Annotated in this window: 16 protein-coding genes; 9 read left to right on the top strand and 7 right to left on the bottom strand. The window is 41.5% G+C overall.

Annotated features, from left to right (window positions below; genetic code table 11):
* Nucleotides 1-20 precede the first annotated feature (20 nt).
* The 3 genes from plsX to IPO83_15630 all read right to left on the bottom strand — a co-directional run bounded on the left by plsX (nt 21) and on the right by IPO83_15630 (nt 1,803).
* Nucleotides 21-980 (bottom strand): phosphate acyltransferase PlsX, encoded by a 960-nt coding sequence (gene plsX / locus IPO83_15620; protein MBK9732683.1) that lies wholly within the window; start codon nt 978-980, stop codon nt 21-23.
* A 98-nt stretch (nt 981-1,078) separates the two neighbouring features.
* Nucleotides 1,079-1,264, bottom strand: a complete 186-nt coding sequence (gene rpmF / locus IPO83_15625; GenBank protein ID MBK9732684.1) for a 50S ribosomal protein L32 — start codon at nt 1,262-1,264, stop codon at nt 1,079-1,081.
* A 2-nt stretch (nt 1,265-1,266) separates the two neighbouring features.
* Nucleotides 1,267-1,803, bottom strand: a complete 537-nt coding sequence (locus IPO83_15630) for a DUF177 domain-containing protein (protein MBK9732685.1) — start codon at nt 1,801-1,803, stop codon at nt 1,267-1,269.
* A 247-nt stretch (nt 1,804-2,050) separates the two neighbouring features.
* Between IPO83_15630 and IPO83_15635 the strand changes: the two genes are divergently transcribed.
* The gene (locus tag IPO83_15635) at nt 2,051-2,839 is read left to right on the top strand and encodes an esterase family protein (protein ID MBK9732686.1); all 789 of its coding nucleotides are present in this window, start codon (nt 2,051-2,053) and stop codon (nt 2,837-2,839) included.
* Nucleotides 2,840-2,880: 41 nt separating this feature from the next.
* Here IPO83_15635 and pdxA read toward each other — a convergent pair whose 3' ends face one another.
* Nucleotides 2,881-3,942, bottom strand: a complete 1,062-nt coding sequence (gene pdxA / locus IPO83_15640) for a 4-hydroxythreonine-4-phosphate dehydrogenase PdxA (GenBank protein MBK9732687.1) — start codon at nt 3,940-3,942, stop codon at nt 2,881-2,883.
* Complete coding sequence (locus tag IPO83_15645; GenBank protein ID MBK9732688.1) at nt 3,935-5,200, bottom strand: leucyl aminopeptidase family protein; 1,266 nt, start codon at nt 5,198-5,200, stop codon at nt 3,935-3,937. Before IPO83_15645 ends, pdxA begins: the two co-directional genes overlap by 8 nt.
* Nucleotides 5,201-5,463: 263 nt before the next feature.
* Here IPO83_15645 and rsmA point away from each other — a divergent pair, with 263 nt between their 5' ends.
* The 7 genes from rsmA (at nt 5,464) to IPO83_15680 (ending at nt 16,963) form a co-directional block, all read left to right on the top strand.
* A complete protein-coding gene (gene rsmA, locus IPO83_15650; protein MBK9732689.1) occupies nt 5,464-6,237 on the top strand; it encodes a ribosomal RNA small subunit methyltransferase A in 774 nt (257 codons plus the stop codon).
* Nucleotides 6,238-6,287: 50 nt separating this feature from the next.
* Complete coding sequence (locus IPO83_15655) at nt 6,288-7,247, top strand: phosphoglycerate dehydrogenase (protein MBK9732690.1); 960 nt, start codon at nt 6,288-6,290, stop codon at nt 7,245-7,247.
* A 137-nt stretch (nt 7,248-7,384) separates the two neighbouring features.
* Complete coding sequence (locus IPO83_15660) at nt 7,385-11,092, top strand: TonB-dependent receptor (GenBank protein MBK9732691.1); 3,708 nt, start codon at nt 7,385-7,387, stop codon at nt 11,090-11,092.
* Nucleotides 11,093-11,124: 32 nt separating this feature from the next.
* A complete protein-coding gene (locus IPO83_15665) occupies nt 11,125-14,907 on the top strand; it encodes a hypothetical protein (GenBank protein MBK9732692.1) in 3,783 nt (1,260 codons plus the stop codon).
* Nucleotides 14,908-14,927: 20 nt separating this feature from the next.
* Complete coding sequence (locus tag IPO83_15670) at nt 14,928-15,989, top strand: PorV/PorQ family protein (GenBank protein ID MBK9732693.1); 1,062 nt, start codon at nt 14,928-14,930, stop codon at nt 15,987-15,989.
* An 87-nt stretch (nt 15,990-16,076) separates the two neighbouring features.
* Nucleotides 16,077-16,550 carry a transcription elongation factor GreA gene (gene greA / locus IPO83_15675; GenBank protein MBK9732694.1) on the top strand — a complete coding sequence of 158 codons (474 nt, stop codon included), beginning with the start codon at nt 16,077-16,079 and terminating at the stop codon, nt 16,548-16,550.
* 14 nt (nt 16,551-16,564) lie between these two features.
* Entirely contained in the window at nt 16,565-16,963 is a 399-nt protein-coding gene (locus IPO83_15680; GenBank protein ID MBK9732695.1) for an HIT family protein, read from the top strand.
* 6 nt (nt 16,964-16,969) lie between these two features.
* Here the strand turns inward: IPO83_15680 and IPO83_15685 are convergent, their stop codons facing one another.
* Both IPO83_15685 and IPO83_15690 read right to left on the bottom strand, forming a co-directional pair.
* Nucleotides 16,970-17,353 (bottom strand): VOC family protein, encoded by a 384-nt coding sequence (locus IPO83_15685; protein ID MBK9732696.1) that lies wholly within the window; start codon nt 17,351-17,353, stop codon nt 16,970-16,972.
* A gap of 101 nt (nt 17,354-17,454) precedes the next feature.
* Nucleotides 17,455-19,206, bottom strand: a complete 1,752-nt coding sequence (locus IPO83_15690) for a S8 family serine peptidase (protein MBK9732697.1) — start codon at nt 19,204-19,206, stop codon at nt 17,455-17,457.
* A 363-nt stretch (nt 19,207-19,569) separates the two neighbouring features.
* Between IPO83_15690 and IPO83_15695 the strand changes: the two genes are divergently transcribed.
* Complete coding sequence (locus IPO83_15695; GenBank protein ID MBK9732698.1) at nt 19,570-22,743, top strand: gliding motility-associated C-terminal domain-containing protein; 3,174 nt, start codon at nt 19,570-19,572, stop codon at nt 22,741-22,743.
* Nucleotides 22,744-22,758 lie beyond the last annotated feature (15 nt).

Below are 22,758 nucleotides of genomic sequence, written 5' to 3' on the forward strand. Positions count from 1 at the left end.
CGGATAAGCAAGCCATATTTTCAATCTTCCACCTGATGATTATTGATGAAAGACTCTTTAAAAATTTCCACAATCCGGCTCTCAATCATTTCTTTCGTCAATAGAATCATGTTATGAAATGCTGTAGCATTCGAAATGCCATGCGCTACTACAACGGGAGCGTTAGCACCAAGAATGGCGCTTCCACCATAATTTTCATAATTAAACCGGTCCCAGTAAGCATCCCTGATTCCTTGTTTTTTAATCATATCGTAAATGGATTCACCAAACTTCAACACAATATTACCGGTAAAACCATCTGTTACTATAACATCGGCGATATCTCCAAATATATCACGGCCCTCTACATTGCCTATAAAATTAATCTTATCACAGTCCTGAAAAAGCGGGTATGCAGCCTGCACCAGCAAATTTCCCTTGCCTGCTTCTTCTCCAATACTGAGCAATGCCACTTTTGGGTCTGCCACTTTATAAAGATGCTTGGCATACAGCGCTCCCATGATGCCGAATTGAAGCAGCATTTCAGGTTTACAATCAGCATTCGCACCCACATCGAGCAGAAATCCCAATCGCTCATCGCTATGGGGGAGTAATGTTGAAATAGCAGGGCGAATGACACCCTCAATTGTTTTTACAGAATACATTGCACCTACTAACATCGCTCCGGTGTTACCTGCACTCGCAAATGCGTCGATTTTCCCTTCTTTCAGGTACTGAAATCCAACCGCGATACTTGAATTTGGTTTTTGTGTCAGCGCCCTTGTAGGAGACTCAGCCATGCCGATTACTTCCGGCGTATGGACGATGGTGAGCATTTCAGAGGAACCACCTTCCTGTGAAATAATACCCTTCAGCACAGGCTCATCACCAAAAAGTACCAGTTCAACACTGCTTCCAAGTTCTGTACCCGCACGTAAAGCACCTTTGATACATTCGAGTGGCGCGTAATCACCTCCCATTGCATCTATTCCTATTTTCATCTGCTGTAGCTGAGCTTTATTATCAATGGTCAACCTGTCCAATTATTACCCTTTGCCTGGCAACAACTAGTTGACGAATCGGACTACCGATAAATCCTTTATTCACCTTTGGAAAGAATCTTTTTTCCTTTGTAGAAGAGCTCGCCTTCATAATAGTGGGCGCGGTGACGTGGATGGTGCGCACCCGTAGTTGGATCAACGCTGATGGTAGGAAGTTCAGCCTTATCGTGGGTTCTGCGTTTGTCTCTGCGTGTACTCGAATGGCGTCGTTTCGGATTTGGCATGTTTAGTTGAATTTAATTTTTGATAAATTATCCCACCGTGGGTCCTTAACAGGGTGCTTTTTTACTTTTTGTGGGATGAGTCTTTTAAGTATGTCCTGGTTACAGGGTTTTTCATCTTTTAAATTGTCGCAATTTACTCTGTTCAATGGGATGCTGAGGTTGATAAATTCGTAGATCAACTGCGAAACATCCAGGTGCGATTCCGACCGGCTGATGTAAACAATATCCGCCATTGAATCGTCTTTTTCAGCATCGGAATGATGATCGAACTTCACTACGATGTTGTAATCTTCATCTATCGGAAACTTCAGCAATGCTGAGCACCGGTCGCACGGTAGATTTACCCAACCACTAATCATGAATTTTAACAGGAAAAACGAAAGCTCCTTATCAAATTCAAGGTTCACCTCTAGCTTCCCTTCCTTTACAAGCGAATCTTCAAAAAGCGAAAAAAAATCAGCTCCTATCGGGAAGTTAAATGTGTTAATTCCTTCCTTTAACCCTACAAAAGCGATCTCATATTGCCTGAGCGGATCCATCTATTTCCTCCTTATTTTAAAAGATGGACGGCAAAAGTAAGTAATTGAGGTGGAATATAATAATGAAGTCCAATGAGACCTTTTCAGGCTTTTAATCATGTCCGGTATGATAAATATCATGCGTCTGTTTAACCCAATGTGGAAATCGAACCGCCGTTTTCCTTAAAAGAATCTTTATACTTGCGCTGAAATTGAAGTTGTGCTGCTAAAAGGAAAAAATATCTTCTCTCCCTATCGTGTAGAACGCTTGCCTGATATTTATTCTCCGCTTTTAAAAAGACAGGTGGTAGTAGATGTCTTTATTCCTCCATCCTACTATTCATCACGAAGAAGGTATCCCATTCTGGTTTTAAATGATGGGCAGGACAGTGATGCGGTCAGATTAAGAAGTACGCTTACCCGATTAACCCGTGCCAATGAAATACGGGATATAATAGTGTTGGGAATTCATGCCGGCGACAGGATGCAGGAATATGGAATTGCCGCGCAGGCAGATTACCGGAAAAGAGGTAGCAAAGCGGCTCTGTACACCACTTTTCTTATTGAAGAATTATTGCCACTGATTGCAGGTTCATTCAAGGTAGATCCACTTCATACTGACAATGCTATTGCAGGATATTCACTAGGAGGGCTTTCGGCTTTTGATATTGGTTGGAATCATCCTGATATTTTTAAAAAGATCGGCGCTTTTTCAGGATCTTTCTGGTGGAGGAGTAAGTCCTATTCGGGTGGTTACCTTGATGACCGTGATCGAATTGCACATGCACAAGTTGCTGAAGGGGAATTCAAGCCTGATTTGAAATTCTGGTTTGAGGCCGGAACACTGGATGAACGGGCTGACCGAAACAATAATGGAATCATTGATTCAATAGATGATACTATTGATTTAATCGTAGAACTTACCAATAAAGGCTATCGGCCATTCAAGGATATTGACTATGTGGAAATCAAAGGAGGGCACCATAATCAGAAAACCTGGGCTAAGGCAATGCCTCAATTTCTTAAATGGGCTTTTGGTACCGAAGGACAGATTTGAACTTGCCTGCAAACCCTGGATTTTTAATTCCAATGCAATTTTTAATGCAGTTCTTTCTTGAGTTCCACTTTTTTTAATGGATTCGAAGTAAGCTCTTTATTCAGATCTCTTTTTCGAAGTATATCGAGGGCGAGATATACTGATTCACGAAAAGAATCTTCCATCGCAATATTTTTTCCAGCTATGTCGAAACCCGTTCCATGATCAGGGGAGGTTCTTACAAAAGGAAGTCCTGCGGTAAAATTTACACCGCTCTCAAAACAAAGGGTTTTAAACGGTACCAATCCCTGATCGTGGTACATAGCGAGAACCGCATCAAACTTTGTGTGGTTGCCGGAGCCGAAGAATCCGTCAGCAGGGTAGGGTCCCATAGCAAATATATTTTTGCTTTTAGCTTCAGCAATCGCAGGTTTTATTTCACTTAGCTCTTCATTGCCAATTAATCCTTCATCACCGGCATGTGGATTTAAACCCAGCACAGCAATTTTCGGTTTATCTATTCCAAAATCAGTGACAAGCGAATGCTTGAGTATCTCGAGCTTTTTTACAATTGCATCCTTCTTAATATGTTGTGAAACTTCTGAAACAGGTATATGTTCACTCACCAATCCAACACGTAAGTTACCGCTGCACAATAGCATAAGGTGATCTGTTACGCCTGCTTGTTCTGCCAGGTAACTGGTCTGTCCATTAAATGGAAAAGCCTCACTGTGAATATTCTTCTTATTTACCGGAGCGGTTACCAATGCATCAATTCTTCCCGCTTTCAAATCATTAACCGCAGCCTGCAGGGAAAGCAATGCGTATTTACCACCTGTCTCATTATTTTGCCCCGGTTGAATGGGCGGATCTTCTTCCCAGCAATTAATGATATTAAAAGTGTTCCATTGAATCTTGTCAATAGTCCGGGATTGTGCAAAATTGAACTGACCGAGATTAAGAACCTTTCTGTGAAAGGAAACAGCTTTGGAAGAGCCATATAAAATAGGGGTACAACGTTCCATCATTCTGGCATCGAGGAAAGTCTTAATTATTACTTCAAGTCCAATACCATTCATATCGCCCTGACTGATGCCAATCAGGTACCGCTTACCTTCACTCATGTGTAGCTCGTTTTTGAAGAAAATTAAAGAGTAATCTTAAGCCGAATGCAGAACCGTTTTTCCCTTTATAACCCATTGACGCGTTGAAATAAGCGACACCAGCTATATCCAAATGTATCCATGGATAATCAGTGAATCTTTCAAGAAATTTGCCTGCGGTGATGGCACCTGCCAGTGCACCACCTACATTTTTGATATCAGCAATATCACTCTTGAGCATTTCACCATATTCTTCCCAGAGAGGAAATTCAATCAGTCTTTCATAAACTTCCAGGCCAGAGGATTCCATTTGTAACTTAACATCATCCGCAGCTGTACCCATATATACAATTGCGTGGTCGCCCACTGCGCGATGGGCAGCGCCTGTAAGTGTGGCCGCATCTATAACAAGCTCCGGTTTATATTGTCTTGCAAAACTGAGTGCATCACCCAGAATCATTCTGCCTTCAGCGTCTGAATTGAGCATTTCCACTGTCATTCCATTGTGCATGGTGATTACATCGCCGGGCGCAAATGCATTAAAACCGGGGCGGTTATCTGTAGCAGGAATCAATCCGATAATGTGCAATGGTAATTTTGATTTTGCTGCACAATACATGGTGCCCAGCATCGTGGCAGCGCCAGCCATATCACACTTCATATAATCCATCGAATTCCCGGTAGGCTTTAAACTCAATCCGCCGGTATCGTAAACAACTCCTTTTCCAATCAGCACAATGGGCTTTTTGTTGACAGCATTCTTTGGCTTGTATTCCATGATGGTAAAAGTTGGCGGATCAACACTGCCAAGATTTACCGCCAGCAATCCTCCCATTTTTAAGGCAACAATTTTTGCCTTATTAAATATTTCCGTCTTGAAGCCTGCGGATTTTCCGGTTTTTTCAATGGCGTTTGCAAGATCGGTGGCATTCAGATAATTCACCGGCATATTAACAAGGTCACGAACAAGGTAAATTCCTTCAATTATGGTCTGCAGCATTTCTGTGTCAGATTTGGAAATGCTGTTGTCATATATATTGATCTTTGAAAGCGCATTTTTTTCTTTGTCAGCTTCCTTCTTGTATTCAAGAAATTGATAGTTGCCCATCGACATTCCCTCCGCAAATGGAAGTGCCGCTTTCCGGATTTCAGAAATGGTTACTATTGTGACCTCGCTTAATTTATGTTTATTAATTGTTCCAAGTAATTTATGACCGGCTTTTCGAAGTGCTTCAGCAGTTTGAGCCGGAGATGATTTCTCTTCAGCAACAATTATCATATAAACATTGGAAGCAGTTGGTATAATAATCTGCTTAATATCTTTTTTTAGTTGGCTTTTTATGAGGTCAATGTCATCTTCGAGGTAGGTTACCTTTTTCCAATCGGTGTTTTTATCAGCAATAAAAATAAGGTGGTTATTTCTGCCAACTTTATTAATCAGGGAAATTTGCATCTGTTGATTTTAATAATGAAATATGCAAGAGTTGGCAAAACTAAACAAAATTGACGTTGCTTTACCTCACTTAAAAGTGAAAACGGTTAATGGTATACGCTAAAAAATCATTGGGTCAGCATTTTCTGAAAGATGAGGACGTAGCCCGGAACATTGTACATACCTTTTTAGATCATGGTTCACAAGAGGTAGTACTGGAAGTAGGCCCGGGGCAAGGTGTGCTTACCAAATATCTGTATGCTGTAAATGATATCAACTATCTAGGAGTTGAACTTGATCAGCGCATGATACCGGTGCTGAGTAAGCAATTTCCATTGTGGCAGGCAAAATTTATCAATGAAGATATTCTCACGTTTGATTTGACAAAAGCCGGAAGTAATCAGATAAATATCATTGGAAATTTTCCATACAATATATCTTCACAGATATTATTCAGGGTCTTCGAAAATAAAGAAAGGGTGCAGCAGGTGTTGGGAATGTTTCAGAAGGAAGTGGCAAAAAGAATTGTTGCTGACAGCGGTAATAAAGAATATGGAATACTAAGTGTGCTGATGCAGGCATTTTATTCTGTGAGTTATCTTTTTGATGTTGCACCAAATTGTTTCACACCACCACCCAAAGTAACTTCAGGCGTTATCAGGCTGATTAAAAAGGATCATGCGCCAGCTATTTATAATGAAGAACAATTCCGAAAACTTGTTAAATCCGGTTTCGGACAAAGAAGAAAAACCTTGCGGAACAGTTTGCAACATATGATCAGCCATGTTCCATTTACTAAAGATCCTGTTTTTGATAAGCGGGCAGAACAGCTATCCGTAGCAGACTGGATTGTATTAGCTAACCGTATTGCAACGATAAAGTGATTTTTTTCATCTCTAAGAAACTTGTGGATAAACAATCATTTAATTGGTAAATGATTAAAAAGCCTGTTGCTGTGGTGTCAACAAAAAAAATACTGGTTACAGAATCGTCGGATGAATCATTGATGGCAGGTCTTACTTCGCTTGGCTATCTGTGCACTTACCTTCCTGGCATTTCAGAATCTGAAGTACAACAGCAGATTCATGAATATGAAGGGTTGATTGTTGCTACACGTATTATTGTAAATAAGCAGTTACTCGAGTCCGCATCAAATTTAAAATTTGTGGCAAGAGCAGGTTCGGGGATGGAAAATATTGACATCGAAACAGCCCGCGCACTGAATATTACCTGCATTAATTCACCTGAGGGAAACGCGAATTCAGTAGGAGAGCACGCGATGGCGTTTCTTTTGGCATTTTATCATAACTTAATAAGGTCGAATGATGAAGTGCAACAATTAAAGTGGCTGGTCGAAGAAAACCGTGTTCAGGAACTTGAAGGCAGAACGATAGGGATTATTGGATATGGTAATACAGGAAAAGCTTTTGCAAGAAAGTTGCACCCATTCAGCATGCGAGTGCTTGCATACGATAAGTACCTTAAAAATTATGCAGATAAATTTGCAGAAGAAGCAAGTATGGAACAGCTTTTTGAAGAAGCAGAAATTGTCAGCTTGCATATACCACTTACACAAGAATCGCTTTGGCTTGTTGATCGCCATTTTCTGCAACAATTCAGGAAGAAGATTTTTTTTATCAACACATCACGCGGCAGGTTGGTGTTACATGAAGCGCTGTTGAATCAAATTAAAGAAAGCAAAATGATGGGTGCTGCACTTGATGTATATGACAACGAAAAGTTTGAAACACACACTACAGAAGAGCGACGCGTTCTAAGGGAATTACTCAATACAGGAAAAGTGATTATCACTCCGCACATCGCCGGAAAAAGTTATGAAGCGAAAAAGAAAATTGCTGATGTGTTACTTAAAAAAATTGCCTCTCTTGGTTAATGTCAAACATGTGTCACAAATAGTAATGATGAATACTTCGTTAAGAATTCGTTATACTTTTATTCCGGATTTTGATTTTAAAACTATATTTGTCGAATTGACACTGAGAACCAAACTTTTAATTTGAATCTTACGGCATGAAAAAAATCTACGCGTTCGTCGTATTGACTTTACTTTATAGCACCACTATTTTTGCTCAAACGGGTGAACTACAGGGGAAAGTCTTTGATCAGGTAACAAAAGAAGGAATTCCGTTTGCCAACATCGTTCTGGAATTAAACGGATCGCAAAAGGCTTTTGGAGAAACGGATGACAATGGTCGTTATACGATTAAACCTGTGAATCCGGGTACGTATGATATAAAGGTGTCTTACCTTGGCTATCGTCCGAAAGTATTTACAGGGGTGATCGTTAATTCTGATAAGATCACCTTTCAGGATATACCAATGGAATCAAGTGTTGAAACGCTTCCTGATATCGTGGTTTCAACACAAAAACTGGTAGAGCCTGATAAAACAACAACGGGAAGTACCATTACCAAAGATGAGATTGCCAATATCGCAACGCGTGATACCCGTAATTATGCATCCCTCACTGCCGGCGTATTTCAACGGGATGATGAAGATGCTCTTAATATTGGTGGTGCACGTGATTACTCTACCAAATATTATATTGACGGAATTGCAGTAAGAAGTGGCGGATCCGTTAATCTTCCCGCAAGTGCTATTGAACAACTTACAGTTTTGACTGGTGGTATTCCTGCACGTTATGGCGATGCAACAGGTGGTATCATCAACATTACAACACGCGGCCCTTCACAGTCATATTCCGGAGGGGTGGAAGTAGTAACTTCTGAATTGCTTGATGGTTACGGATACAACCTCCTCAATTTTAATTTGTCAGGACCATTATTTACTAAGAATAAGGGGACTGATTCATCTAACACCAAAATCGGATTTTTCATTACGGGTGAATATGAACACAATAAAGATTCCGATCCTTCAGCGGTGGGAATGTATAAAGTTAAGGATGATGTGCTTGCTGATCTGCAGGCGAATCCCTTGACACCCTCACCCACTGCCAGCGGATTTGTTCCTTCCTCTTCATTTCTGACTTCAGATGATATTGAATCGATTAAGTATAAACAGAATGTTGCTGATAATAATTACCGGTTTTCAGGTAAGCTGGATTTTCAGTTGAGTAAACTTGTGACGCTTACTGTTGGCGGCGACTTCAATCTTTCGGACTATTACAGTTTTACCTATACACGTTCACTGGTTAACGCACAGGAAGGAAATACCTTTATAAAAGATAATACTTATAGAGGATATGTAAGGTTTACCCAACGTTTTGCGTCAGGTGGTTATGGAGAGAATAAGTCAGCTTCCATTTTTCAAAATGCGTATTACTCTATTCAGGCTGATTACAGCAAGTTCACCAGAAAGTATGAAGATAAGACGCTTGGATTTGATGCATTTTCGTATGGTTACGTGGGAAAATTTGAAACGTTGCGTCAGCCCATTTATACATTAGGCACAGATTCCGTTTCAGGACTTTACGGATCATTGCTGGCTGGCTACGAGGATACGCTGGTGAATTTTACACCGGGAACGCAGCAACCCTTATTGAGTAATTACACTTCTCAGTACTATGATCTTGTAGGTGATAATCCTGATGGCAATTATAACAGCTTAACCGATATATTAAATGGTGGTGGCTTACTTAATGGAATATTACCGACCAGTACCCTTACGATCTATTCCATGTTCCTAAATACAGGTTATCCCATTGGTGGTTATGGTACCAGAGATCAGGATCAATTACGGCTTTCGCTGAATGCTTCTGTTGATATTGTAAATGTGAAAAAAGGAGATAATGGCCGTCATGCATTAGAATTTGGTTTTGAATATGAACAACGGGTAGACAGAAATTATTCTGTTTCACCACTTGGATTGTGGGGTTTGGCCCGTCAGTTAACCAATCAGCATATTGCCACTCTTGATACTAAAAACCCGTTGCCTGTTTATGATGACTTCGGCGTTTTCCTTGATACTGTTAATTACAACAGGTTATTTGTTGGTGATGATCAGTCCTTTTTTGACAAATCATTGAGAGAAGCACTTGGATTAGATGTATCAGGTCTTGATTATATTGATATCGATGCATTGGATCCGAGTCAGCTTAATCTTGGAATGTTCAGTCCTGATGAATTGTTGAATAACGGAAATTACCTCGTGTACACTACAGGCTATGATTACCTTGGAAACAAGCTGACCAGTAACCCCAGTGTCGATGATTTCTTTAATCAGAAAGATGAAAATGGAAATTACGCACGCCTTTCTCCTGCTTTCAGACCCATTTATTCTTCAGCATACCTGCAGGACAAGTTCAACTTCCGCGATCTTATTTTTAATGTCGGTATCAGGGTTGACAGGTTTGATGCCAATCAGCAAGTGCTGAAAGATAAGTATTCTCTATATCCGATACGCTCTGCTGCTGAAGTTACCGAATTCGGAAATCATCCGGCTTCCATTGGCGACGATTATGCAGTGTACGTTAATGATCTCGCGAATCCTTCACAAATTGTTGGTTACCGCGATGGTGATACCTGGTATAATGCTGATGGTACACAAATAAATGATCCTGGTGTTATTGCCAAGGCTTCAACTACAGGTGGAATTACCCCTTATCTTGTGAGTACCGACGTTGATAATTTAGTACTTACTTCAGAGTCCTTCGAAGATTATACTCCGCAATTCACGGTAATGCCACGTATCGCTTTTTCTTTCCCTATATCAGATGAGGCATTGTTTTTTGCGCATTATGATGTTTTATCTCAAAGGCCTCAGGGAGCTACGGCTCAAACGCCTTCCGGCAATGCACTTATTGCCAATGCTTTTCAGTACTATTATCTCTCTCAGTTGAATACCGACAATGTGATGGCTAACCCTGCGCTGAAACCTGAAAGAACTATTGATTATCAGGTTGGTTTCAAGCAGGCCCTGGGAGCTATTTCAGCAATCACCATTTCAGGTACCTATCGGGAATTAAAGGATATGATTCAGGTTCAAAAGGTTGGGTTCGCCTATCCGGTTGAATACAGAACTTTCGGAAATACGGATTTTGGAACTGTTAAATCATTGCAGGTAACGTACGAATTGAGAAGGATAAAAAATATCAAGCTTGATGCAAATTATACTTTACAGTTTGCTGATGGTACAGGATCAGATATTACTTCGGGACTTAATCTTGTTGGGTCAGGCCAACCAAACCTTCGTTCACTCATTCCATTCAGCTATGATCAACGACATGCGTTTACAGCATCAGTGGATTACAGATATGGTGAAGGAAGAAGTTACAATGGACCTGTAGTTGGGAAAAACAGTACTGCATTGCTTGCGAATACAGGCCTTAACTTTATTTTCCGTGCAGGTTCAGGAACACCTTATACTCGTCAGTCAACACCTACACCTGATGCGGTGTTTGGTGTGCAAACAAGCTCATCAATTACGGGTAGTGTGAATGGTTCACGATTACCCTGGTCAATAAAACTGGATGCCAAGATTGATAAAGACTTCAAAATCGGCAATGATGACAAGGCTTATTACTTCAATGTTTACCTGCTCGTTCAGAATTTGTTGAATACAGCGAATATTGTTTCGGTATACTCCTACACCGGCAATCCGGATGATGATGGTTATATTGATTCTGCAACAGGCCAGCAGGCGCTTCAAACGCAACTCGATCCGGAAAGTTATGAATACCTGTATGGATTGAAAATTAATAACCCAAATAATTACAGTCAGCCACGAAGGATTCACTTAGGGCTTCAATTCAATTTCTAACGCAGTTACTTAAGATATAAACCATGATACCGATGAAAAAACTATGGATACTGGCCATGACAGTGCTGTTTATTAGCAGTGTTGTTTCAGCCCGCGAAATAGCAGGTCTGAATCCCGGCAAACTGGGATTCTCACAAAAGCTCGCGGCAGATTGCGTGCCCGCATCATCTGCTGTCGATCTCAATATCAATAACATAAGAGCCCGCCTGCAAAATGGTGGCGATATGTGGTGGGATCTGAATAACGATGCAAAATATGAAGTTCCTAAAAGCCTGGAGGGTGCTCCGGAAAATGCAAGTTCCTTATTTGCAGGGGCAATATGGATTGGCGGAATTGATGAAACCGGCCAATTGAAAGTGGCTGCGCAAACCTATCGTCAGACGGGAAATGATTTCTTTCCCGGTCCTTTGGATGAACTCGCTTCTATTGATGCCACAACATGTAAAGCATGGGACAAGCATTTCCAGTGTTATGCTGAAGAAATTGATTCCCTGATCTCGATGTATGAAACATACGGTAGCAATATTCCCTTCAATCTTATTCCTCAGAATCTTATTGATTGGCCGGGCTATGGAAATCCGAACAATGCGCTGGTTGGCAACAGAAATATGGCGCCTTTCCAGGATGTTGATGCAAACGGTTATTATGATCCAACAGGTGGTGATTATCCAATTATTGATGATGCCCCTATATGTGGAAAAGACAAAGTGACTTATGCAGATCAAATGATCTGGTGGGTTTACAATGATAAAGGAAATATCCATTCTGAAACAGGTGCAACTGCTATTGGTATGGAAGTGCAGGCACTCGCATTTGCATTTAAAACCAACGATGAAGTGAACGATATGACTTTCTATAAATATCGTTTGCTCAATAAGGCCACATCACCGATTGACAGTGTGTTTATGGGTCAGTGGATTGATCCCGATTTGGGATGTGCATTTGATGATTATATCGCTTGTGACCTGGAAACAGGGATGGGTATTGTTTACAACAGCAGTTCTGTTGATGGAGGATCCCAATGTGTTCTGGATTACGGTGATCAACCACCATTCCTGGGAATAGATTACTTCCAGGGACCTTTGGATGAAGATGGAATTGAGTTGGGACTTTCTTCTTTTCTTTATTATAACAATGACTTCACTCAGTTAGGCAATCCTGAAAATGCAAGTGATTACTACGGTTATCTTTCCGGTACCTGGAAAGATGGAACACCTTTTACAGATGGTGGAGATGCTTATGGAGGTTCTGTTCCTACCAAGTATGTATTTCCCGGTGATCCTTCTGATGCTACAGGTTGGTCAGAATGTACAGAGAATAATCAGTCTGCTGATCGGCGGATTATTCAATCTTCCGGACCGTTCCGCCTTGAGCCCGGTGCGAAAAATGATATTGTCGTGGGCATTGTTTGGGTGCAGCCTCCGATAGGTACTTACCCTTGTCCTTCTTTTAAATTGCTGAAACAGGCAGATGAAAAAGCACAGGCATTATTTGACGCATGTTTCCGTCTAACCGATGGTCCTCCGGCACCGGATGTCTCCATCACAGAACTGGATAAGGAGTTAATTCTGGCACTGAGCGGAACGAAGTCAATAGAGACTTTCAAGGAAGTTGATTCAAGAATTACAGCACTTGGAACAGCTGATACGTTTTTCACTTTTCAGGGATACCAGATATATCAACTGGTAGATGGCAATGTGAGTGCACAGGATTATGATGATCCGGCAAAATCAAGGTTGATCTTTCAATGCGATGTGAAGGATGGTATTTCCAAGATTGTTAATGTAGTTTACGATCCAAGCCTTGATGTTGGAAATCCTGATAATGCAAACGTTCCTACATTAAAGGTTGATGGAGCAGACATTGGAATTCAACATACTTTTCAAATTCTGAACGATGCATTTGCTACCGGGGATAAACGGTTGATTAATCATAAGACCTACTATTTCAGTATGGTTTCGTATGCTCACAATTATTACCAGGTTGCGGATACTGTTTTTGACGATGAGGGAAATGTGGTAAACATTTCAACCAAAGAACAGTTGCAACCTTACCTTGCCGGCCGGAAAAACATTAAGATTTACTCTGCTATACCACACATTACCACACCGGAAGGAAGTGGGCTGGTATTGAATTCATCGTATGGCGATGGACCGGAACTGAAACGACAGGAAGGAACAGGTAATGGCATTTTTGTTACCGATATCACTTCAGAAAGTGTTACTGAAATTTTGAACAGTTCTACTAATCAAACATATCATCAGGTTTATGTAGGAGCCTCCGGACCTGTTAACGTAAAAGTTATTAATCCTAAAGTTGTACCATCTGCTGATTTTCAGCTTTCGTTGGTTGATACAGCAGGAACAACCGGAATCCTGAATGGAACCTCCACCAAATGGACATTGACTAACCTTTCAACAGGAGAGGTGGTGCCGAGTGATTTTACAATTGATGCTGAAAATGAACAGGTAATTTCTGATTGGGGACTTTCTGTATTTGTAAGGACGGCAAGAAACCCCGGAGGTCCGGTAGCGACACAACTGGAAAATAACAACGGATTACTTTCAGCCACTATTAGTTATGAAGATCCGCAGGCGACCTGGCTTGGTGGACTACCTGACCAGGAAGGCGATGGTGTAGGTAATTGGATTCGTTCCGGAACTTATGCACCTGATGCAAGTCCGTTTGGTGATTATCTTGGCCGCGATGATGGTGAATTTTATGAAAAGATGATCAATCGCACATGGACAGCTTACGGAGTTGCTACGGATGAAAAAACTATAGGACCGGCTTGGACCGATGCATCACACTACTCCACCTTGAATCAATTGGATAGTCTTGTAAGTGTTGACATTGTTTTCACAAACGATAAATCGAAATGGTCACAATGTGTGGTGGTGGAATTGGAAACAGATGAACAACTTAGTCAGGGTGATGCCGCTAAATTCGATATTCGCGACGCACCCTCAAAAGATAAGGATGGAAACGAGATTGCAACTGATAAGGGCAGGTCATGGTTCCCGGGATATGCCATCAATCCGGAAACCGGAGAACGTCTCAATATTTTCTTTGGTGAAGATTCCTGGCTTTCTGGCCAGAATGGAAGAGATATGATCTGGAATCCCACATCTGATATTACTTCTCCGACCTTCAATGAAGTTTGGGTAGGCGGGAAACATTACATCTATGTTACGCGTGAGAAGTATGACAGTTGTAAATCTTTCCAGCAATATCTGCAGTCAGGTACAAGTCTTGACAAGCGCAACGTGTATAAAAAAGTTTGTTGGGTTTCAATGCCTTTATTGAATATCGGGTATCAATTCAAGAGTTTGGCAGATGGGCTGATTCCTACAACTACCACTCTTAAATTCAGGGTGAGCAAACCTTATAAAGTGTACTTTACTGACGATGTACAGAATAATGGTATGCCGAGGTACACTTTCAATACTAATAATATTGCAGCGAAAACAGGTGATTTGCCAACGGCGATAAATGCGCTTGATACGATCAGCATTGTTCCGAATCCATACTATGCATATTCCACTTACGAGGTGAGCCAGATTGATAACAGGGTTAAAATAACGAACCTGCCGCAGAAATGTACAATCACCATTTTCGCTCTGGATGGAACAAGAATACGGCAGATAAATCGCGATGATGCTTCTGTAACTTCATACGACTGGGACCTGAAGAACGATGCGCAAATTCCAATAGCAAGCGGGGTGTACATTATTCATATAAATGCTCCGGGCATAGGTGAAAAAACACTGAAATGGTTTGGTGTATTGCGCCCAACTGACCTTGATTCGTACTAATAACTTTTAAACGGGAAGAAATGATTAAATCTCTAAAGTTTGTTTTGATTTTGCTGCTGGTATCTTTTGGTGCATTTGCCGGCAATAAAGATCGCCAGGGTGAAGCCGGTGCCTCAGAATTACTGATCAATCCGTGGGCAAGAAGTTCAGGATGGGACGGACTCAATACTGCATGTATTCATGGCATTGAAGCCATTAACATGAATGTTGCGGGACTTGCATTTACCAGAAAGACAGAATTGGTGTTTGCGCATACCAATTGGCTGGGAGGAACGGGCATATCTTTCAATGCACTGGGCTTTGCACAAACACTTGGCAAAGGAGGCGGTGTATTGGGATTGAGTATCATGACGATTGATTTTGGAGATATTCCGATCACTACCACTGCTTCACCGGAAGGAGGTCTTGGCACCTTCAGCCCGCAGTTTTTTAATGGAGCACTTGCTTATTCTAAAGTGTTTTCAAATAGTATTTATGGTGGATTTGCGGTGCGTGTAATTTCTGAATCACTCGCAGATGTAAATGCCATTGGTGTTGCCTTTGATGCAGGAATACAGTATGTAACCGGTCCTGAGGCGGACCCAACAAAAGTGAAATTTGGTATCGCTTTAAGAAATGTTGGAGCTCCTATGAGATATGGTGGAGACGGCCTTTCCTTCAGAGGCCAGTCACCGGAAGGAGATTATGAAATGACTGTCGAACAACGGGCACAAGGATATGAATTACCATCCTTATTGAATATCGGTGGTTCCTATGATTTCAAGTTTGGTGATTCCGGAAAACCCAATCACAGACTTACTGTGGCAGCTAACTTCACATCGCATTCATTTACCCAGGATCAGTTCGGTGGAGGTTTGGAATATGCATTTAAGGAAATGATCATGGTTCGTGGTGGTTATAACTATCAGGGTGGCCTTACAGATCCTGATAATAGAGTAACGGCTCTTACAGGTTTTGCAGGAGGCGTTACCTTTGAAGTGCCATTAAAACAAAATGGTGCTACACTTGGCATTGATTATTCCTACAGAACCAGCAGCCCATTTGATGGTACCCATTCAATCGGTATCAGAATGAATTTGTAAGTTTGCCCTTCTAATAAAAAAACAGAAACGCTTCTTGGCAAAGGAAGCGTTTCTTTTTTCTTTAACCATCACAACAACTCGAAGAAAATGGCTGAAACTACCTATCTAACTGCCGAAGGATTGGAAAAACTTAAAAAGGAGTTAATCCATATGCGGACCAAGGGACGAGCTGAAATTGCAAAGCAAATTCAGGAGGCTCGCGAAAAGGGAGACCTTTCGGAAAATGCAGAATATGATGCTGCGAAGGATGCACAAGGAATGCTGGAGATGAAAATTTCAAAACTGGAAGAAGCACTTTCTAACGCCAGGATCATGGATACATCAAAGTTGGACACTTCAAAAGTGATGGTGCTTTCAAAAGTAAAGGTGAAAAACCTGCAGACAAAGCAAATCAGTTTGTATATGTTGGTTTCGGAGAAGGAAGCGGATTTCAAAACCGGTAAAATCTCAGTTTCTTCACCAATCGGAAAGGGGTTTTTAGGAAAGTCGGTGGGAGAGGTGACAGAGATCGAAGTGCCTTCCGGCAAATTGAAATTTCAGATCATGGAAATTTCTCTCTGAAAATTTAATAACCCATGGCCAGCATTTTCACCCGGATTATCAATCATGAGATACCAGCTTTCATTGTTGCGGAAAATGATGAATACATCGCTTTTCTAGATGTATTTCCATTGGTTATAGGCCACGTATTGGTAGTGCCGAAAAAAGAAACAGATTATATTTTTGATATTGATGATGATCAGCTATCAGGACTCATGCTATTTGCAAAAAAGGTGGCAGTTGCAGTGCAAAAATCAGTTCCGTGTAAACGTATTGGCGTTGCAGTAATCGGATTGGAAGTGCCGCATGCGCATATACATCTTGTTCCACTTCAGCATATTGATGATTTAAATTTCAGCAAACCCAAGCTGAAAATAGCTGCGGATAAATTAGAGGAAACGGCAACTATTATCCGTTCAAATGTGGCAATTTGACCGGAGTTATTGCTGCGAATGCAGTGCTACCACATTTCCTTCTGAATCTGCAAAGAACGCCATGTATCCTATTTCGGGCGAAATTTGTGTTTTAGGCATAACTACCTTTCCTCCTGCAGCTTCCACCTTGCTCAGGGCATCAGCAAGATCAGGATTCCCATTCAGGTAAATTTTGGCACCATCACCGCTTGGTGTATGCATGTCGCTTTTTACCAAGGCTCCCGATGCTTTTCCGTTGCCCGGTTCATTAGGAAATGAGCACATTTCCATTCCCATCATGTTATCCGTTTGCATCTCTATTCCAAAGATTGTTTCATAGAATTTTTTTGCGCGCGGCATGTCTGCAACTGATAGCTCAAACCAGTTAAGACTGTTTTCTTTTGAAGTCATGTGTATTATTTTATCTGATAAAAATTAGCTGATTGCCGTTGACGATTTGCTTTTGGAAAATCCAGGTTGAATGTAAACGTTATGTCTGAATGCAATTTTTGTTATTCATGCTTTAGTATTTTGCCTGACACAACCTCTTTCCCCGCTGAAACACTGTATGCATAGATTCCATCCTGCAACCCTGAAAGATGAATGATCGTTGTTCCATCAGGTATCAATCGGTCAGCAGATTTTTCTCCCCATAAAGTATACAACTTAAATATGCCACCGGAAGGTAAACCAGTAAGACGTATCAGGATATCGTTGGTTGTTTGTTGCATTACACTGATGTTTGAATGCTCTTCAAAAGAAAATGCTGTGGTTGCCAGGAGTGATTTCTCAACAGCAGCGAGTGCATCAATAATTCCAAATCCAAAAGTATTATTTGGAATCGAAGTAGACTGATCACTCCCACATCCGTCAAATGTTGTGGCGGGTTGTGCCGTTTCCTGTAATATATTTTCTATTTCATCCACTTCACCTGCAAGTGCAGGATTCGCCGAAATCATCAACGCAACCGTGCCAGCTACATGAGGACCTGCCATACTTGTTCCGCTGAAAAATGCATACTGATTTCCGGGAATACACGACAGCACATCCACACCGGGTGCAGCCACGTTGGGTTTTGTTAGAAAAATATTATTAACCTGAGTATTGCCTCTGCTGCTGAATGGTGCAGCATTAAATAAGAAATCAACAGCACCGATTGTGAAACTGCTTTCAAATACTGCAGGTGGAAACATAATAGTGTTGCAATACGGACCATCATTTCCTGCGGATGCAACCACTACAATTCCGGAAGCTTTCACATTGTTCACGACATCTTCCATCAAAGAAAAATTAGTCGGGTCGCAACCTTCTTCTACTGAACAATACCATGAATTATTAATTACATGCGGAGCTTTGGTGGGGTCAGGATTTTCATTCGCAAGATCCGTGGGAGCAACAAACCATTCAAAACTTTCCAGATAGCCGGACAAGTTGCCCCATCCGCGTTCCATGTTGCGCTCACCAATCCACTTTGCTTTTGGCGCGACACCAATTTTTAAATCACCATCTTCACCCACCATCGTGCCCATAGTATGCGTACCATGACCATAATCATCACAGGGTGCAGATAGATCAATACCACAGGGATTGCTGCCGTAATTATTTACATTAACTGCATGAATAGCATCGTGCCAGTTATAATTGTGATCAACTGAAGTGCCGTTCCAACCGCGGTATTGATTTTTGATGGCGGGATGCTCCCAATCATAACCGGTATCCTCTCCACCAACTACGGCCCCTTCGCCCTTGTAGCCAAGCGCCCAGACAGCAGGAGCGTGAATGCTGTCAATTCCCCATGGAATAATGACATCGCGTGTATCATTTGCATTTGCTGCAACCGGCTTTCCTGCCGACATAGATGAATTGGCGAGTATTTTTTGAACATCGGTTCGTGTTGCAAGCTTTAATGCCAGTTCAGCATCGCCTTTTACAAGTATTGCATTTACAATCCAGTAAGAGTGGTAATCAACCTGATTAAGGTCCAGTTGTTTTCGCAATTCATTTTGAGAACTACCTGCAAAAGAGGAGAGTTTTTCATAGATGAATTTTGCCTTGGCTTCTTTGCCATGAATATCTTTGACAGCACTAACGTCGGCCTGTTGATCCATGACGACTATAAATTGAAAATGTTCGTCAGTCAGCAATTGCGGCGCGAGTGATGTACTGATTTTAGCTGCAGGACTGACCATTGTTTGGGCATGCAACGGATAATAAAGGCAAATGCCACTGATCAGTAGAAAATTTAATAATTGATTTTTTATCATGCGCACAAAAGTAACAAAGAGTGGTTAAGCAGAAAAAAATAAACGGACCAGAATCAGATAAAGTCAATGAATGTTATTGTTGAATAAAATAATTGCGCTGGAGTATTCAGATTTCGGATAGTCAACTCTGAGTTCATGTTTTGCGTTCCGGTGATTTTAGATTGATAAAGAATAATACACAATAGTTTAAAAGCATTGTTTTAGGAAAACGGTTGTCATTTCCGACCTATTTGTTGATAAAGGACTTTTGACTGCTTTCTGTTTTTTTGCTGCGATTGTGGTAATGAATAAAATGTTTAGATTTACTCGGCAAAATGGAGCATCTGTTTCCGGAATTGTTGCATTGAAATTTTAAACCTGCCTATGCTGAAAAAAATTACACTTCTATTAGCACCGGTTTTCATTTTGCTGTTAAATAATGGTTTGGCACAGCAAACGATTCCACTGTATTTCGAAGATTTCAATAGCGGTGCTGCTGCATTTACTTTAAACAGTGCGTCCGGATTGGGAAGCAACTCTGGTTCTAATCAATGGATCATCAACAATTCCTTCAACGGGAACGGACTTTATCCGGATACGCCTGATGAAACGCAAACTGTCAGCGGGACGATTACGGGTGCACCTTTCAGTAACTATTTGCATATCAATGATGCTAACAATATAGCCACTGCTGCAAATGGTAATTATGATCCGGCAACTGCATCGGATCGCATGGCAGTAATGAGCACCAGCTTTTGTACGCTTAGTTTAACGGATGTAACCTTTACCTTTTTTTATTTGTGTGAAGGAAATGCCAATGACTATGGGCAGCTTTACTATAGTTTGGATGGAGGATCATCGTGGATACAAACCGGACAGCCACAATACAACAACACCTCGCTTTGGAAATATGAAGTGGTAACTGATCCGGCTTTTAATAACCAGGTTGATATCCGGTTTGCTTTCAGATGGGTGAATAATTCCGGTGCTGTTCAATCCGTATCTTTTTGTGTAGATGATATTAAAGCGGTAGGAACTTACGATGACGTTAATAATCCTGTCACCATTAACATCACCAGCGTAAGTCCGAATCCGGTTTGTCAGGGAGGTGTACTCATTATCTTTTTTGAATTGTCAGAACCAATGTGCGATGGCACCTATGAAGTGGAGATGTCTAATGCTACCGGAAACTTTTCCAGTGCGTCCGTGCTTGGCGTATTTAATGTTTTTGCTGGCCAAACCAGTGGAGGTGTTGGCGTTTATATTCCGTCTACTGCTCCACCGGGCGGTTGTTATGAAGTGCGAATCAATCGTGTTTCACCGCCTCCGGAAATTACGGGTACTGCAAGCATCTGCTTCGAGATACAAGACTGTCCGAATGTGATTACAACATTGCAGCCAGCCGTAACATATGGACCTGATACCCTTTGTACACACAGTGTGATTGATGTGCCATTTTATTCGACAGGTGTATTTAATGCAAGTAATAATTACATCGCTGAATTATCTGATGCCAGTGGAAGTTTTGCCGCACCACAGTTATTGGGTTCTTCGCCTGATCCCAATACTTATGATCCGGCATTGGGTTCTCCTCCCGGAAGCGTTTCAGGCTTGGTTCCTCCCACAGCGCCCGGTTGCAATTATTACGTTCGTGTACGATCAACTAATCCTGTTGCAGTAGGTTCTATTTGGGGACCCTTCTGTATTCATAACTGCGACGTTACTACGAATAATATGGAGGATATTTCGGTTTGCATCACCGACAATGTTGGAGTTGATACTGTGTTGAACATTGATATTAACACATGGCTGCCGGGAGCCGTTTACGGACCAACCAATCAATTCCAGGTACAAATTCTCAGTTCATCTACCTATGCAATATTGAACACTGCAACATTGGGTTCTGTAAATGCAACATCAAGCACTACACTTACCCTTTCTATTCCGGGTTTACTTAGTTTGGTTCCTATACTTGGCCCTCCGGGATACGGATTATACTACATGAGAATTGTAGCTACAGATGTTATTCCCAGCAGTCAGAATTATGGTTCATTAGTCCATCTGCAGATTGGTTACGAGGATACCATTCCTCCTATACTTACTGCGGATGATACATTGATCTGTGCCGGTGATTATCTCACATTGCTTTTTTCACCCTATCATTTTGGATCGCAGTACGAGTGGCATTCTCCCAATTTAAATAATGGTACGCCATTTTTCTGGCCAGGCGCGGGAATCATAATCGGCTTCCCAAATAATTTTCCGCCGGGAACCTATTGGTTTACTGTTCGTGAGTACAATAATGGGTGTTATGGTCCTTGGGCGGACACTGTTTATGTCACATTAATTACAACTCCTGCAACGGGCATAGTCGGACCTCCAAGTGTTTGTGAAGGCGATACAATTAATTATCACGTTACATTTTATTCTGGAACTTATTATGACTGGGCAACTACGTGGGGAGAAATTATTGATACATCCAACAGCGAGATTACCGTCGTTTTTGATTCTTCAGGTGTAGTAAAAGTTTCTGTGTTTGCATTGAATGAATGTGGAGAGTCGAATGGAACCAAGACGATAACTGTTCATCCGTTGCCTGAAATAACAGCGCCTCCTGATACCTCTGTTTGCCCGGGTGCTTTGGTATTTTTAAATGCAACCAGTTCTGTCACCAACGTAAACTGGTCGATAAGTGGTGGAAGCGGAAGCACTACTAATCCGACTACTGTAATTGCGGCGGACACCAATGCTGTCTATGTCGTTACAGCCATCACTAGTTTTAACTGTGATAAAACGGATACAACTTTGGTGAATGTTTTTCCACCTGTATTGGCTGATGCTATCGGTATTGATATCACTTGCAATACTGCGGATGATGGTTTTGCATTTGCTATAGCCGATAGTGGGCTTTCACCTTATTCATACCAATGGAATTCAACTCCTGTTCAAACCACAGATACTGCAACCGGTCTTCCACCGGGTACTTATACCGTGATCATTACTGATGCAAACGGTTGTGTTGACAGTACTTTTGTAACTATTAATGAACCTCCTGCCATTGCTGTGGAAATGAGTTCGACTCCTGAAACATTTTACCAGGCGCATGACGGCACTGCAACAGCAACTCCATATGGAGGAACAGAGCCTTACAGTTATGCGTGGAGCGATGATGCCATGCAGGATTCATCAACTGCCATAGCGCTTAGTTCGGGTTGGTATGTAGTAGAAATTACTGACTCCAACGGATGCAAAACAATAGACTCCGTGTTTGTAGATTCTGCACCCAACACATTGGGCATTCCGAATGCTTTTACTCCGAATGGCGACGGACTTAATGATCAGTTCCTGGTGTATAACACGAACATCGTCACCTTTAGTTGTAAAGTATTTAACCGATGGGGACAAATGTTGTTTTTCACAAATGATGTTACTGAAGGCTGGAAAGGGGACTATAAAGGAGTACCTGAAGAGATGGGTACTTATGTTTACCTGATCAGCGCCACCTACCTCGACGGAAATTCTGAAACAAGAAAGGGAAATGTAACGCTGATTCGATGAGCATGTAAAAGGATT

The organism is Chitinophagaceae bacterium (genome assembly GCA_016717285.1).
Taxonomy (GTDB): domain Bacteria; phylum Bacteroidota; class Bacteroidia; order Chitinophagales; family UBA10324; genus JACCZZ01.